Raw genomic sequence first — 13717 nt, 5'->3', positions numbered from 1 at the left:
AAAAAATAAACTTGGTTGCCACCGACCACAGACTACCGTTTTAAGTAACCTTTTTCAATTAATTTATCAATATGCTCTCTTAGAGCTTTTTCAATGTCTACGCCGTACATTTCTTCCAGAACAAACATCATTGAAACTGCCGTCTGAGCCACATCAAGGAGTTCTTTGGTGATAAGTTTTGCCACCTCTTCCTCGGATAAGCCCTGCTCCCCGGAAAGCCCCCGAAACTTTCCAATAGCTTGAGCCAGTTCTCCCGCTTCCTCCATAAGTTTTAAAGCAGTGGATTCCAGGGTCGGCGTGAGACCGTTTAGCCGTGGCAGTGCGATTATTTTTTGTTCCACCCTTAACCCTCCCCGTATTTAACCACCTTTATCCCTGCCTCGGTAAACAAAGTAACCGCTAAAGAATCGGGGTAATCGCCTTTGTAAACCACCCGTTCTACTCCGGCATTTATCAGCATTTTGGCACAGAGAGAGCAGGGTTGATGGGTGATATAAATGGTGCTTCCGGAAGTTGAAACCCCGTAAACTGCCGCTTGAATAATAGCATTTTGCTCGGCGTGCAACCCCCGGCACAGCTCGTGGCGCTGACCGGAGGGCACATGTTCCTGCTCCCTTAAGCAGCCAACCTCTTCACAATGGGGTACACCCTTAGGAGCCCCGTTATATCCGGTAGCCAAAACCCGGTTATCCTTCACCAGCACCGCGCCCACCTGCCGGCGCAGGCAGGTAGACCGGGTTTTCACTACCTCGGTTATCTGCATGAAATAATCATCCCAGGATGGACGCAATTTTTAACACCCCATTTTGGAAGTTAGAGGTTAGAGATTGGGTGATGTTGGAAAAAACCTCTGCCGGGAGTATATGGTTAGTGTACCATTTTAAGCATTAAACGGTAAGATGTCGTAAAGCGGGAAGCGGTTTAAAAGATCCCGTACTTTCCGGGCTGCTTCCCGGTGTTTGTCTTCGTTTTCAGGATTCTTTAAAACCAGAGCTATTATTTCGGCAATTTCGGCCATTTCTCCTTCTTTCATCCCCCGGGTTGTTACCGCTGGTGTACCAATTCTGATTCCCGAAGTTACGTTGGGCGACTCGGGATCGTACGGAATGGCGTTTTTATTAACCGTTACGCCAATTTCATCTAAAAGCTGCTCCGCCATCTTGCCGGTTAGTCCTACCGGACGCACATCCACTAACATCAGGTGATTGTCGGTACCGCCGGAAACCAACCTCAAGCCCTGTTTTGTCAGCTCTTCCGCTAAAGCTTTGGCGTTGTTTACCACCTGCTGCTGGTATTCCTTAAACTCCGGGGATAAGGCTTCTTTAAAAGCTACCGCTTTTGCGGCAATTACGTGCATCAATGGTCCACCCTGAACCCCGGGGAAAACGGCTTTATCGATCTTAGCAGCATGCTCCGCTTTACAGAAAATCACTCCCCCCCGGGGACCGCGTAACGTTTTATGGGTGGTGGTGGTCACCACATCGGCATAAGGAATGGGTGACGGATGCAGTCCCGCTGCCACCAGGCCGGCAATATGGGCCATGTCCACCATAAGATAGGCGCCCACTTCATCGGCAATTTCCTTTAAATGCTTAAAATCGATAACCCGGGGATAGGCCGAAGCTCCGGCAACAATCATTTTGGGTTTATACTTGTAGGCAAGCTCAAAAACTTTTTCATAGTTTATTTTTTCGGTATCCGGCTCCACACCGTAACTCACAAAGTTGTAAAGCTTACCGGAGAAATTTACGGGACTTCCGTGGGTTAAGTGACCACCGTGGGCCAAGTTCATGCCCAGAACCGTGTCCCCCGGCTCCAAAAACGCCATGTACGCAGCCATATTGGCCTGAGCCCCGGAATGGGGCTGGACGTTAACGTGTTCTGCCCCAAAAAGCTCCTTTGCCCGCTCCCGGGCGAGATTTTCTACCACATCCACGTATTCGCAGCCGCCGTAATACCGCTTTCCGGGAAGCCCTTCGGCGTACTTGTTGGTAAGGTGGCTGCCCATAGCCTCCATTACCGCTCTACTTACGAAATTTTCCGAAGCAATGAGTTCAATCTTTTCCCGCTGCCGGGAAAGTTCCTTTTCCATTGCTGCAAAGATTTCCACATCCACTTCCCTTAAAGTTTTATTAAGGTGTGTCATAAAAAATTCCCTCCTTCTATTTGAAGTCAAAAAATTAAGCTTTACCTTTATTTCATGTACTTTCTTTCTATCCCTGCTATTTTTTCAACCCGACGCTGATGGCGGCCACCTTCAAAGGATGCTCCAAGAAAAGTGTCCACGATATCCAGAGCAAGACCCACTCCCACTACCCGGGCCCCCAGAGCTAAAACGTTGGCATCATTGTGTTCCCGGGCTGAATGGGCGGAGAAAGTGTCCGAACAAAGGGCTGCCCGGATCCCCGGAACTTTATTGGCAGCAATGGAAATTCCTATCCCGGTACCGCAGATTACAATGCCAAAATCTACTTCCTTTTGCACCACCGCCTCGGCCACGGCTTCACCAAAATCGGGATAGTCCACCGACTCCGTGGAGTAAGTCCCTTTGTCAATTACAGTAATCCCCTTTTTTTCGAGATGTTTTTTTATCTCTTCTTTTAAATTAAATCCCGCATGGTCAGCCCCGATGGCTATCTTCACCCTTTTCAGCCCCTTCCTTTTCCAATCTGGCTATTAATTTTTGGATTAACTCCTTTAATTCCTGAGCGGTTTGCCGGTAAACCTCAATATCTCCACCAAAAGGATCGGCCACATCTCCCTCTTCGCCCACATATTCCTTTAAAGTGTATACTTTATTTTCAAGGTCGGGATAAAGCTGTAAAAGAGCTTCCTTATGTCCTTTCCCCATGGTGAGTATTAAATCTGCCTGCTGGGTAATTTCGGCAAAAATCCGGGTAGCTTTATGGGGCGATAGATCAATCCCTTCTTCCCGCATAGCAATTACCGCATTTTCCGAAGCAGGGTCCCCATCAAAGGCAAACAGGCCGACGGACAGTGCTTCGTGAGGTAAACCCTTCTCCGCTACAATCTTGTTAAATAAATACTGGGCCATGGGACTTCGGCAGGTGTTTCCGGTACAAACAAATAAAACGTTCATTTTCCCTGGCTCACCCCCTGAAAAGAAGCTTCCCGGCAATTAAGAGTAAAATAAGCCCTCCGACAATCTGGGCCCGATCACCAAACACCTTGCTTACCCTCCGGCCCAGCCAAAGGCCGGAAAGGGTCATAACGCCGGCAACAACGCCGGTAATTAGCGCCACAAACCACAGGTTTACCTTTACCGTACCCAGGGTAAAGCCTACCGACAAAGCATCCATGCTCACCGAAAGGCCGATAAGTAAAAGCCCTACCAGGTTATATGTTACGCGCGGTAGTTCCTCATCCCGGGAAATTCCGTGTCTGATCATTTTGTAACCAAGATAGATAAGGATGGCTCCACCAATATAGGTAGCTACTTTTCCCAAAAACCTTCCGGTTAAATCTCCAGCAAACCAGCCAAGAACCGGCATCACAATATGATACACCAGTACCGTAAAAGACAGGGCGATAATTTCTTTTCGTTTTATTTTCCCCATTCCCAGCCCAACACACAGGGAGAACGAGTCGGTGCCAAGGGCAACCGCCAGTAAAAAAATTTCCCAAAGGCTCATTTATTACCTCCTGCGTTAAGATAGATACCTGCCAGCCGCAGCTTTCTTTAACCGGTTCATTAAAGCTAAATATAGTCCTTCTTCGGGATAGACCTCCGCCAGAATTAGTTCTACGTCCCTTTGGTCAAATTCCCTTAGCTTCTTGTATAAATTACGGAGAAGCTCTGAAGGATCAGTCTTACTCCCCAAAACTAAAAGGTTTGGCGTGTAGTTCGGAAAATACTGCTCTTTAGTTTCTTTAGATATTAAAAGCCCCACATTTTTACCGGCTGCCCCCAGCTCCTGCGCCCGCTTCCAAATTTCCTCGGGAGTTTTTACCAGATACACAGGCGCTCTGGGAGCATAATGGGGATATTTCATCCCCGGTGCCCTGGGAACGTCTACGTCTTTGGCATTAAAGTACCGGACCTCTCCGATAACTTCCTCCAGCATTTCCGGAGTTATTCCGCCGGGTCTTAAGATCACCGGTGGAGTTACCGTTAAGTCCAATACCGTGGACTCCACCCCTACGCGGCAGTTCCCTCCGGCTAAAATTACCGGAATAATTCCGGATAAATCGTCAAGGACATGTTCCGGAGAAGTAGGGCTTGGCCGACCGGAACGGTTGGCACTGGGAGCGGCAATGGGAGTCTGGGCCGCTTCGATCAGCATCACCGCCACCGGATGGTCCGGAAGTCTTACGGCAACGGTAGGAAGGCCAGCGGAAACCACCCCCGGAAGTTCTTCCCGGCGGGGCAAAACTAAAGTTAAAGGCCCGGGCCAGAATTTTTCCATAAGTTTTTGCACCCGAAGGTCAACCCCGGCGGCTACCCTGTAAATGTCTTCGTGCCTGGCTATATGAACAATTAATGGGTTATCCTGTGGGCGACCCTTGGCGGCAAAAATTTTTAACACCGCCGCAGGGTTAAAGGCATCGGCTCCCAAACCGTAAACCGTTTCGGTGGGAAAAGCTACTAACTCCCCATTTTTTATGTATTCCGCCGCTTCATTAATAATATTTTGCTCCGGGTTTTCCGGGTTTACCTTAAAAATTTTTGTTTCCATGGAAACTCCTTTTGTTACTTATATTTTTTCGGAGAGTTTTCATATACAATATCTTACTTCAATTAAGTTTTTCCGGCAAGTTTTCTTAAAATTCCGTTAAAATTTATGTAAAATATATTATAAACTTTCATCAGCGAAAAAGTACTTGCAAAAAAACCGCCCGGGCCTTTTTAGCCCCGGCGGTTTTAAACTATTTCTTCCGTAAAATTACCAGCCGGTCATGTCCGGCTAAATCTTTTTTTATTTCCACCCGGTATAATTTTTCCGCCTCGGCGGTAATGGCTTTTGCCTGGTACGGGGCAATCTCCAGTAGCATTACCCCATCTTCCGCCAAGAGCTTATGGGCTTCGGGTAAAAGGCGGCGGTAAAGGATCAGGCCATCCTCTCCCCCGTCCAGGGCAATTTGCGGCTCCTTTTGCACCTCCGGCATGAGGGTGGAAAGTTCGGCCGTTGGAATGTAGGGTAAATTGGCGGTAATTAACGAAAATTTACCGCTAAAATCGAGTTTGGAAAGGGGCTCTAACAAATCCCCGTGTCCCAAAATCACCCGCTCATCTACTCTGTGGTGGTGGGCATTAACCCTGGCAACTTTTAATGCTTCTTCCGAAATATCCAGGAGAAAAAAGAGTCCCAGGGGAATATGGCAGGCAAGTGCTACCCCCACCGCTCCGGAGCCGGTCCCGACATCGGCGACCAGCTTTAATCCCCGGTACTGGCGTAAAAAGTTAATACCCTCTTCCACCATGAGCTCCGTTTCCGGCCGGGGGATTAACACTTCCGGAGTTACGAAAAAGTCAAGGCCGTAAAACTCCTTTTTGCCGATAAGGTACGCCAAGGGAATGCGGGAAGCTCGTCTTTCGACATGGTCCACAAACCGTTCCCATTCGTACTCCGATAAAACCCGCTCGGGCCTGGTGTAAATCGCCACCCGGCTAATACCAAGCACATGGGCCAATAAAAGTTCCGCATCCAAAGCCGGCATTTCAATACCCGCAGAGGTTAACCGGTTTTTAGCCCAGAGGAGAGCCTCCCGGAGGGTTTCAGGCATTACCATCCACCTGCTTTAACCGTTCCGCCTGATCGTTGGTAATTAAGGCATCGATAATTTCGTCCAAATCCCCTTCCAAAACCGCATCCAGGCGGTGGAGGGTTAAGCCAATGCGGTGGTCTGTAACCCGGTTTTGCGGAAAGTTATAGGTCCTGATCCGCTCGCTGCGGTCTCCGGTACCCACCTGGGATTTCCGGGCGGAAGCCAGCTCCGCTTCCTGCTCCTGCCGGGCTTTGTCCAAAAGCCGGGCCCGGAGTATTTTCATCGCCCGCTCTTTGTTTTTATGCTGCGACTTTTCGTCCTGGCAGGTTACCACAATACCGGTAGGGATGTGGGTAATGCGCACCGCCGATTCGGTCTTGTTGACATGCTGACCACCTGCCCCCGAAGAGCAGAAGACATCGATCCGCAGGTCGTTGGGGTTTATCTCCACTTCCACTTCTTCCGCTTCAGGAAGCACCGCCACCGTCGCGGTGGAGGTGTGAATGCGGCCGCCGGATTCGGTGGTGGGAACCCTTTGGACCCGGTGAACACCGCTTTCAAACTTCATCCGGGAATAAACTCCCTTACCTTCAATGGTAAAAATAACTTCTTTAAACCCACCGAGGTCGGTAGGGTGGCTGTCCATAATTTCTACCTTCCAGCCCATCCGGTCGGCATATTTAGAATACATCCTGAAGAGGTCACCGGCAAAAAGCGCCGCTTCTTCCCCACCGGCACCAGCTCGAATTTCCATAATAACGTTTTTCTCATCGTTGGGGTCTTTGGGAAGAAGAAGAATTTTCAGCTTTGCTTCCAGTTCTTCCCGCCGCTCCTTTAAATCATGCAGTTCGCTCTGCACCAGCTCCCGGAAATCCGGGTCAAGCTTCTCGTCCAGCATCCTTTCCGCATCTTCTATTTCCTTTACGGTTTTCTTGTATTCCCGGTAAACCTGGACGATCTCTTCAATTTCCGCATGGGCTTTAACGTATCCCTGCCATCTTTGGGTATCGGCAATCACTTCCGGGTCCGAAATTAACCGGGAAAGTTCTTCATATTTTTCTTCTAACTGGTCCAACTTGTCAAACATTAGCTCTTCACCTCATCTTTTATTACCGCTTTTAACGATGTGATGGCTACTTCCAGCATGCTGTCATCCGGCTCCCGGGTGGTAAGTTTTTGCAGCCAAAGTCCCGGCGCCGTCAGGATTTTCCCCAAAAGGGTATGGCTAATTTTCGCCGACCCTTTTAACACTTCGTAACTTACCCCGGCAACCACCGGAATTAAAAGGATTCGGCTTAAAATGCGCCAAAGGAGGTTTTGGTCCCCTAATAAAGAGAAAATGAGAATGCTGACAATCATTACAATTAAAAGAAAACTCGTCCCGCAGCGGGGATGCAGGGTAGTATACTTCCTGACCCTTTCTACCGTTAGCTCATCCCCGGCTTCGTAAGCGTGGATGGTCTTATGTTCCGCACCGTGATAAGCAAACACCCGCTCAATATCTTCCATGCGACCTATGGCCCAGACGTAAAGGAAAAATAAAATTACCCGGATAATTCCCTCGACCAGGTTTTGCGCCCAGTACGCTTTTATAACTGGGGCTGAAGCGTGGGCTGCCCAGGTAGGTAATACCACAAAAAGGCCAATACCTACGGCAAAGGCTAAAATCATGGATAGGCCAAGCTCACTTTTACTTAGCTTTTCCCCTTCTTCCTCTACTGCCTGGTTGGCGGAATAAACCAGCGCCTCAATTCCCAAAACCAGGGCATCGTACAATGCTACCAATCCCCGGATAAAAGGTAGCTTAAAAAATGGAGTATTTAGCGCCGAAGCTAAGGGGCGCTCTTCAATGACAATTTTACCCGAAGGAGTTCTGACCGCCACAGCCCACTTTTCCGGGCCGCGCATCATCACTCCTTCTATAACCGCCTGTCCGCCGTAGTTAAACTTCATCCTCTCTCCCCATTTCTAAAAAAAACGCAGAGCCAAAGATGCTCTGCTTTGTCTTAGAGACCGTACTTTTTCTTAAACTGCTCAGCACGACCCCGGGCTTCTATCGTCCGCTGCGAACCGGTGTAGAAAGGATGGCACTTGGAACATATTTCAACCCGGATCTCTTTTTTCGTAGAACCGGTTTCAAAAGTCTCGCCGCAGGCACAAACAACCCGTGCTTTGCCGTATTCCGGATGAATGCCAGGTTTCATTTATATCACCCCATTTTCCAATATTAACACAAAGTAAATTATAGCACACCCAACTTTACCTGGCAAGTATAAAAGCAGGGACGGTTCTTTTTACTATACTTTAAGTATAATTTTAGGGACTGTCCCTAAATTACTACTTTAAAGGTGGTGCCTTGGCCTTCGGTGCTTTCGACCCAAATTTTGCCGCCGTGGGCTTCTACCAGGCTTTTGGCAATTGCCAGGCCCAGGCCGGAACCGCCGGTAGCTCTGGAACGTGACTTTTCCCCCCGGTAAAACCGCTCAAAAATGTACGGCAAATCTTCCGGGGGAATCCCCGGACCGGTATCGGTAACCTCTATTAAAAGTTTTCTATGCAAAAGCTTAACCTCAAGTTTAACCTTGCCTCCCTCACCGGTGTATTGAAAGGCATTGGTTAAAAGGTTATATACCACCTGTTTTATCCGATCAGGATCAAAGGTGTATTTTTTTCCTTTACCCGGTAAAGTAGTTTCAAAACTGATGCTTTTTGCTTCCGCCAAAGATGTAAAAGGAGCCGCCACCTCCGAGAAAAATTGATTTACATCAACTTCTACCGGTAAAATTTTAAGTTCCCCCGCTTCCGCCAGGGAGAGTTCTCTTAGCTCCTCCACCAGACGGGACAAACGCTTTACTTCTTCTGCCAGGGAATGAAGGGTTTCCTCATCCGCCTCAATAACTTTCTCCAGCAGTAGTTCAAAATTTCCCTGCAAAATAGAAAGGGGGGTTCTTAATTCATGAGCAATATCGGCAATCATCTGCCGGCGTAACTTTTCGTTCCTCTCCAGGGCTTCGGCCATCCTGTTAAAAGCTCTGGCCAGCTCCCCGAATTCATCGTTGCTCGTTTCCGGTGCCCTTAAGTGCAGATTTTTACTGCTAAACTTGGCCACCACGGCTATTAAAGCTTTAAGGGGAGCAAGCAAACGCTGGGATAGGAAAAAACCAAGGACCAGAGCTACCGCTACCGCTAAAAGTCCGCCGAAGAAATTGGCCTTTTTTACCGAACTGATAAAACTTTCTTCTAAAAGGCCGTAGACGGTAAAGGGCTGATAATAAAGGGTGCCAATTTTTTGGCCGTTTAAATAAATTTCCTGCCCATTTTTTAACGGAAGATCTTTCTCCTTCTGACCGAGGTATTCCCAGTTGTTATCCACAACTACGGTGCCATCGGGGGCAGTAATTATTATCCTTTCCTGCCGGGGACCGCCAGGACCTCTAGGACCTCCAGCTCTCCTCCCATGGGCCATCTGCAGTCCCGCCTGGACAGCCTCCCAGCCTCCAGCAATATAAAGTTCCCCAATGTAGCTTAACATTACATTGGCCCGGGCACTAACATTTTGTTTTACGTAAAAATCAAAAGAATCGCTGATTTCCTTTACCGCAAAAAAGGAAGTAACTAAAACCGATAATACTGCTACTATTAATAGCGCCGCGATAATTTTAACCGTGATTTTCATCTTTTTCTCCCCTGGGTTTTAGTTTGTAACCTACTCCAAAGACCGTTAGGATGTATTCCGGATTTGCCGGGTCTTTTTCGATTTTTTTCCGAAGATTGCTAATATGTGTGTCAATAGATCTTTCGTACCCCTCGTAAGCTTCCCCAATAGCATATTCTAACAGTTCAAGCCGGCTATAAACTTTGCCGGGGTTTTTCATTAATGCTTCTAAAAGCTTGAATTCAGTGGGCGTTAAATCAAGAGGTTTTCCTTTTAAAAAAACTTCGCGCTTATCGGGATAAAGGGTTAAGTCTCCTGCGGTCTTTACTATCTCATCTACTTTTGTTTTTGCTTCCAGGCGCTTTAAAATAGTTTTTATTCTCGCTGAGAGTTCTCTTAAACTAAAGGGTTTTATCACATAATCATCAACGCCTAACTCAAAACCAATTAACTTATCCACCTCTTCGGTCTTTGCCGTGAGCATGATGATGGGGATTTGGCTTTCCTTTCTTATTTCCCTTAAAACTTCTATGCCACTCATTTCCGGCATCATCCAATCCAGCACCATTAAATCAGGCTTTTCAATGTGAAATAAATTAAGCGCTTCCCGGCCGTTAAAAGCGGAAATTACTTCGTAACCTTCTTTAAGTAAGTAACTTTTTATCATGGTAACAATTTTCGGCTCATCATCAACCACTAAAATTTTTCTGGCCATAAAACCCTCTCCATCGTTTTTTTAGTTATTATACCAGTATTTTGTTACAAACGTATAAAGAAATCCAAACATAAAAAAACCTTACCCGTTAAGGTAAGGTTTTTAAAGATTATATTTTATATTTAAATTATTTTATTGAATTTGAGTAACGGGGCCAAAACCCATACCATGGCCACCTCTACCACCCATACCCTTAAAGCCAAAGCCTTTGGGTCCGGGCATGGTGTTGTTGACCATGTTTTTAACCCGGGTTTCAATGTTCTTTAAGAAGTTATCTGCCTGGGCCTGGGTTATTTTGCCGTCTTTTACCAGCTGGTTAATCTTTTCTTTTTCTTTGGTGACGATAAAGTTTATTAGCTCAGTCTCAGTTTTCCCTTTAGCTTTGGCAATCTCAGCTAATGTCTTGCCCTTTTGCCGTTCACTTATTAAGGTGTTGACATCAATTCCCAAGAAGCTTGCTAATTCATCAGGGGTAACCCCCAATCCGCCCCGGTGGCCAAAGCCTTTGGGCCCTGGCATGGTGCTGTTGACCATTAGCTTGGTCCGTTCGGTTATATTTTGTAGCATTAGGTCAGCCTGCGCTTGAGTTATTTTTCCGTCTTTCACAAGCTGGTTAATCTGGGCTTTCTTTTGCTCTACTAAGTAATTTACCAGTTCCTCTTCCGATTTACCTTTTTCTTTGGCAATTTGGGCTAATGTTTTACCGCTGTGCCGTTCGTTAATTAAGGTTGAAACATCAATTCCTAAAAACCTGGCTACATTGTCCATCATGCCGCCAAAGGCCCTGCCAAAATGTTTGCCAAATCCACGGTAGGTTTCAACTATTTTTGTGGTAGTTGAGGTACTGCCATCATTAGTGGTGGCCGCAAAAACTGCCGGGGCGGCAGCCACAAGTAAACCTACGATGGCAGCTCCCGCTATAACTTTTTTACCCCATTCTTTTTTCACTTTGTTCACCCTCCAGGTTAATTTTTAAGCTCCTGTTGGAGCTTTCATTTATATCATAACCGGAGGGTTTTAAAAAGATTTCAGGGAAATGTTAAAAAGTTGTCAAGATTTTAGGAGCGCTTTGGCCAAAGCCCGGGCAAAACGCGATAAGCCGTCAGAAGAATTTACTATTTTTATTTCCTCGGGATTGGTGATAAAGCCAATTTCCGCCAAAACCGCCGGCAGGCGCACGTTTTTAATGAGATAAAAGGTAGCGGTCTTAAGCCCCCGGTCTTTAAAGCCAAATTCATTGATTAGCTGCTTTTGCAGTTTAGCGGCCAGGCTTTCGCTGTCCTCCCGCCCTGCTTTAAAATAGGTCTCAATCCCCCGGGCGGTAGAGTCGGTAGCCGCATTTAAGTGAACCGAAATAAAAGCCCGGGCTTCCGAACTGTTGGCAATTTTCACCCGCTGGGGCAGCGGTACAAAGATGTCTTTATCCCGGGTTAATACCACCTTGCCGCCTAACTTTTCCACCAGGTCTTTTCCAGCAAGGACAAGCTTTAAGGTAACTTCTTTTTCAGCAATACCTCCAGCTCCTATCGCCCCAGGGTCCTTCCCACCATGGCCGGGATCGAGAACAATTTTTTCTCCATCTAAAAGTTTGGCCCACACTTCTAAAATAACCTGTTCGCCGTTTACCCTGACCCCGTACATTAACTCTTCTTCGCCCTCAATCACCAAACGTAAAACCTCTGGCTTGTATTGTGCCAGCCGTACTTCCTTTATCTTATATTTTTTAACCGGTACTTCCTTCTTGCTTACCCCCCGGACTTTGGCAATATCAAGGACAACCCGATAAGGATTTTTCAGGGTAAAAGATTTGAGAGAAGGTTTCTGGTCAAATTCCAGGATTATCCGTAAAACCGGTTCGGTTTCCAGGCGAAAATTTTTTAATACCGCCATGGTAATTCCCCCTAAAATAGTTTCTACTAATTAAAATATGCGGTGGTTTTAAGGATGGGGATAAAAAACGATGAAAAAGGCTCTAAAAGCCAAGAGCTTTTAGAGCCTTTAAACTTAACCGCTGATTTCTTTTTGAATTTCCGTTGCCTCTTTTTTAAATTCTTTAATGGTTTTGCCAAAGGCCCGGCCGATTTCCGGAAGCTTGGCCGGACCAAAGATTACCAGGGCAATTACTAAGATTATTAAAAGTTCCGGAATTCCAATTGAGTTAAACATTTTATCCCTGCTTTCCTAAAAGTAAGTTTTTTTCTTCCTGATAAAACTTTCCTAAAAACTCCACTATTTCCCGATAAATTCCCATAATGTTCTCCTCCCGGCTTTTTTCCACCACCTGCTCGATAAAGGAAAGGTGATCTACTAAAAAATCTCTCTGACCGGGATGATTATTTTCCACTAACATCGCCATAAACTCCAGCTCCAGTACTAAATGATCGGGCATTCCCGAAAACTCTTCGGGAATGCTAAGCCCCGCTTTTTCGTATAAAGCCGCCACATGCAGAGCGTGGTCGCTCATGAGAAAGCCGCGGCTATTGGCCATAACCGGGTCTACCTCGGGGTCCGAAGACCACTTGCGGTACACCGATTCTATCAGGCTTACTTTGGGCGCATACAATCCAAAATACTCCTGATACTGGCGCGAAAGTTCCGGCAAACCGGGAAGTTCCCCGAGGTTAACTCCAAGTTCCCCAAAAGCTTTAGCACCATCACTTTTTAACCAGCGGTAAAGTTCCAGATCCGGTTCGCTTAAGGTATAGGCTAACAGGCGGTAAATTTCGACCCGGTTATGTTCCATAGCCCATCCTCCCTACTAATTCATTAAAGTTACGGGAACTGCTGCTAATAAGATTAACGCCCGTAAGGTAAAGCCTCCTGCCAGTACCAGCAGGGCGTCTAACGCTTTAATTCCTTTTCCCGCTTTCGGAGAAGCGGTAGCTCCAATCACACCGGGAACTATGATCCCCAGAAAGACCAGTACTCCCCAGAAGTACAGGCTGTATTTTCCGGAAATAATCATTTCCGCCGATTGCCGGGCTGCTTCCGGACCATTGGCAGCAATCATTAAGAGGAAGAAGAGGAGCAAAAGTTCTATTACCGCCAGCCACGTGTGCAGGGGCTTAAAGAAATCGGGCAGAGTTTTGCCGCCAAAGACAAAGCTTCCCAGGATGGCGGTAGCCATTCCGGTAACCAATGCCGATACAACAAAGAGCATCGGAATTACCGCATTGTTCCAGAAGGGAACGGCTTTAACCACCCCTAATAACACTCCGGTGTAAACGGATGTTGCAAAGGCCAGGACCGCTCCGGCACAGCGTAATGCATTATTAGTGTAATAGGGGTTTTTTAGCTTCATCCAGCCGTAAACAAACGATACGGGCATAAACAGAGTTAAAATCCAGGTACCCCAGGTAATCATCGAAGTAAAGTGGGTGTAAAGGTAGAAAATCCGCCAGGGCTCAAATTTCCCTGCCTCCACCCAGGTAAGGTCCAAAACCAGGAAAAGGGTACCAATGGCTACCAGCGGAGCTGCTAAGATAGTCCCAGCTTTAACTAATGCTTCATTTTCCTTATTTATCCCGGAGCGCTCGGTCATGACCGCTATTAAAAAGGCTCCCGCTCCCGCTCCGGCCAAGAACAGGTAGATTGCAATTATTATTCCCCACGCCATCACT

The 13717-nt window shown here is 47.0% G+C and carries 18 protein-coding genes; all 18 read right to left on the bottom strand.

Translation table 11 applies throughout. The features are described 5' to 3' along the window. Positions 1-32: 32 nt before the first annotated feature. The 18 genes from ciss_RS00650 to nrfD all read right to left on the bottom strand — a co-directional run bounded on the left by ciss_RS00650 (position 33) and on the right by nrfD (position 13713). Complete coding sequence (locus tag ciss_RS00650; RefSeq protein WP_011345421.1) at positions 33-341, bottom strand: MazG-like family protein; 309 nt, start codon at positions 339-341, stop codon at positions 33-35. 2 nt (positions 342-343) lie between these two features. Then, complete coding sequence (locus ciss_RS00645; RefSeq protein ID WP_075864400.1) at positions 344-790, bottom strand: deoxycytidylate deaminase; 447 nt, start codon at positions 788-790, stop codon at positions 344-346. A gap of 90 nt (positions 791-880) precedes the next feature. Beyond that, the gene (gene glyA / locus ciss_RS00640) at positions 881-2146 is read right to left on the bottom strand and encodes a serine hydroxymethyltransferase (protein ID WP_075864399.1); all 1266 of its coding nucleotides are present in this window, start codon (positions 2144-2146) and stop codon (positions 881-883) included. Positions 2147-2193: 47 nt separating this feature from the next. Next, positions 2194-2643, bottom strand: a complete 450-nt coding sequence (gene rpiB, locus ciss_RS00635; RefSeq protein ID WP_075864398.1) for a ribose 5-phosphate isomerase B — start codon at positions 2641-2643, stop codon at positions 2194-2196. After that, positions 2621-3100, bottom strand: a complete 480-nt coding sequence (locus ciss_RS00630; RefSeq protein ID WP_075864397.1) for a low molecular weight protein arginine phosphatase — start codon at positions 3098-3100, stop codon at positions 2621-2623. The genes rpiB and ciss_RS00630 overlap by 23 nt, the downstream gene beginning before the upstream one ends. Positions 3101-3110: 10 nt before the next feature. After that, entirely contained in the window at positions 3111-3653 is a 543-nt protein-coding gene (locus ciss_RS00625) for a manganese efflux pump MntP (RefSeq protein WP_075864396.1), read from the bottom strand. A gap of 15 nt (positions 3654-3668) precedes the next feature. Beyond that, a complete protein-coding gene (locus ciss_RS00620; RefSeq protein ID WP_075864395.1) occupies positions 3669-4697 on the bottom strand; it encodes an L-threonylcarbamoyladenylate synthase in 1029 nt (342 codons plus the stop codon). A 190-nt stretch (positions 4698-4887) separates the two neighbouring features. Beyond that, a complete protein-coding gene (gene prmC, locus ciss_RS00615) occupies positions 4888-5745 on the bottom strand; it encodes a peptide chain release factor N(5)-glutamine methyltransferase (RefSeq protein ID WP_166503955.1) in 858 nt (285 codons plus the stop codon). Beyond that, entirely contained in the window at positions 5738-6814 is a 1077-nt protein-coding gene (gene prfA, locus ciss_RS00610; RefSeq protein ID WP_075864393.1) for a peptide chain release factor 1, read from the bottom strand. The genes prmC and prfA overlap by 8 nt, the downstream gene beginning before the upstream one ends. Continuing rightward, positions 6814-7680, bottom strand: a complete 867-nt coding sequence (locus ciss_RS00605) for a DUF1385 domain-containing protein (protein WP_075864392.1) — start codon at positions 7678-7680, stop codon at positions 6814-6816. Before ciss_RS00605 ends, prfA begins: the two co-directional genes overlap by 1 nt. 53 nt (positions 7681-7733) lie before the next feature. Then, entirely contained in the window at positions 7734-7931 is a 198-nt protein-coding gene (gene rpmE, locus ciss_RS00600; protein ID WP_075864391.1) for a 50S ribosomal protein L31, read from the bottom strand. Between the two features lie 125 nt (positions 7932-8056). After that, a complete protein-coding gene (locus tag ciss_RS00595; protein WP_075864390.1) occupies positions 8057-9403 on the bottom strand; it encodes a HAMP domain-containing sensor histidine kinase in 1347 nt (448 codons plus the stop codon). Next, positions 9387-10097, bottom strand: coding sequence for a response regulator transcription factor (locus ciss_RS00590; RefSeq protein ID WP_075864389.1), 711 nt, complete (start codon positions 10095-10097; stop codon positions 9387-9389). The genes ciss_RS00595 and ciss_RS00590 overlap by 17 nt, the downstream gene beginning before the upstream one ends. A 132-nt stretch (positions 10098-10229) precedes the next feature. Continuing rightward, positions 10230-11045 (bottom strand): DUF2680 domain-containing protein, encoded by an 816-nt coding sequence (locus tag ciss_RS00585; RefSeq protein ID WP_075864388.1) that lies wholly within the window; start codon positions 11043-11045, stop codon positions 10230-10232. Positions 11046-11147: 102 nt separating this feature from the next. Continuing rightward, positions 11148-11987: an N-acetylmuramoyl-L-alanine amidase gene (locus ciss_RS00580; RefSeq protein WP_075864387.1), complete on the bottom strand. Its 840-nt coding sequence runs from the start codon at positions 11985-11987 to the stop codon at positions 11148-11150. Positions 11988-12101: 114 nt separating this feature from the next. After that, complete coding sequence (tatA, locus tag ciss_RS00575; RefSeq protein ID WP_075864386.1) at positions 12102-12263, bottom strand: twin-arginine translocase TatA/TatE family subunit; 162 nt, start codon at positions 12261-12263, stop codon at positions 12102-12104. A gap of 1 nt (position 12264) precedes the next feature. Further along, positions 12265-12840: a TorD/DmsD family molecular chaperone gene (locus ciss_RS00570; protein WP_075864385.1), complete on the bottom strand. Its 576-nt coding sequence runs from the start codon at positions 12838-12840 to the stop codon at positions 12265-12267. Positions 12841-12855: 15 nt separating this feature from the next. Next, entirely contained in the window at positions 12856-13713 is an 858-nt protein-coding gene (gene nrfD, locus ciss_RS00565) for an NrfD/PsrC family molybdoenzyme membrane anchor subunit (protein WP_075864384.1), read from the bottom strand. Positions 13714-13717 lie beyond the last annotated feature (4 nt).

Source organism: Carboxydothermus islandicus, assembly GCF_001950325.1.
Lineage (GTDB): Bacteria > Bacillota > Z-2901 > Carboxydothermales > Carboxydothermaceae > Carboxydothermus > Carboxydothermus islandicus.
The sequence above is the reverse complement of the archived record's forward strand: the minus strand, read 5'-3'. Positions and strand labels throughout refer to the sequence as shown.